The organism is Pseudoalteromonas sp. NZS127 (assembly GCF_015864805.1).
GTDB lineage: Bacteria > Pseudomonadota > Gammaproteobacteria > Enterobacterales > Alteromonadaceae > Pseudoalteromonas > Pseudoalteromonas nigrifaciens.
Map to the genome: position 1 here is coordinate 1 of NZ_JADYWN010000057.1, position 1095 is coordinate 1095.

Consider the following 1095-nt stretch of genomic DNA (forward strand, 5'->3'; position numbering starts at 1 on the left):
CCTAGATTCAAATTGTAAGTGCATAACTTGTTTTGGCTAGATTAAGTGGTCAGTTGCTCATAAGCTAACTGCTTTTTCTCAGGCAAGAGATTTTACAATGAGACATTACAAACAACTGACCTATGTGCAAAGATGCCAGATCGCCGTTCTAAAGAAAAGCGGTTTTACGCAACAAAGTATTGCTGAGCTAACTAATTTATCGCAATCTACGATTTCAAGAGAGCTTTCTAGAAATACAGGTAAGCGAGGTTACAGACACAAGCAAGCTCATGAGCGGGCTTTGTTTCGCCGAAGAAGTGTAAGAAAACCGCTTAAGATGACACCTGAAATGATAGCTTTAATTACCCAGAAGCTTAATGAGAAGTGGAGTCCTGAACAAATAACGGGATGGTTACGCAAAGAAAGTGAGCGGTCTGTCAGTCATGAATGCATTTATCTGTATATCTGGGAAGATAAAAAAGCAGGTGGTGAGCTATACCTACATCTGCGCCGACACGGTAAGAAATATCACAAGCGCAGTCATGGTAAAACAAACCGAGGGCAAATAAAAAATCGCGTTAGCATTGAAAAGCGCCCACAAATAGTTGATGAGAAAGGCCGTATCGGAGATTGGGAAATAGATACCGTCATAGGCAAAGGTCATCGAGGCGCCCTTGTTACCATTGTAGAGCGGGTTACCCAATTCACTGTATCAACTCAGGTAGCAGGAAAAACAGCACAAGCCGTCACTGCGGCGACGATAGAACTATTAAGGCCATATAGGTCAGCGCTTCATACCATCACGGCTGACAATGGAAAAGAGTTCGCTTATCACGAGCAAATCACAGAGGCTTTAAGTATTCCTGTTTATTTTGCTCACCCTTATCACTCATGGGAGCGCGGATTGAATGAAAACACGAATGGATTACTACGTCAGTATTGGCCGAAGAGCACAGATTTTAAGGCGGTAACACCAGCGCAAGTTATACCAGTACTTGAGCAACTTAATAATCGTCCGAGGAAGACACTTGGATTTGAAACGCCTGCAAAATTGATGCAGGATCACTTGGCGGCTAAAGCCGCCTAAACGTTATGCACTTCAGATTTGAATCCGCG

General features: G+C 43.2%; 1 protein-coding gene. It reads left to right on the forward strand.

Annotation, left to right across the window (positions count from 1 at the left end; translation table 11 throughout):
- Positions 1–97: 97 nt before the first annotated feature.
- On the forward strand, positions 98–1066 hold the full coding sequence (locus tag I6E78_RS18375; protein ID WP_197183112.1) for an IS30 family transposase: 969 nt from the start codon (positions 98–100) through the stop codon (positions 1064–1066).
- Positions 1067–1095 lie beyond the last annotated feature (29 nt).

Bases quoted from the DNA above. Each gene is read 5' to 3' on its own strand.
- I6E78_RS18375 (WP_197183112.1), top strand. From the start codon at position 98: ATGAGACATTACAAACAACTGACCTATGTGCAAAGATGCCAGATCGCC.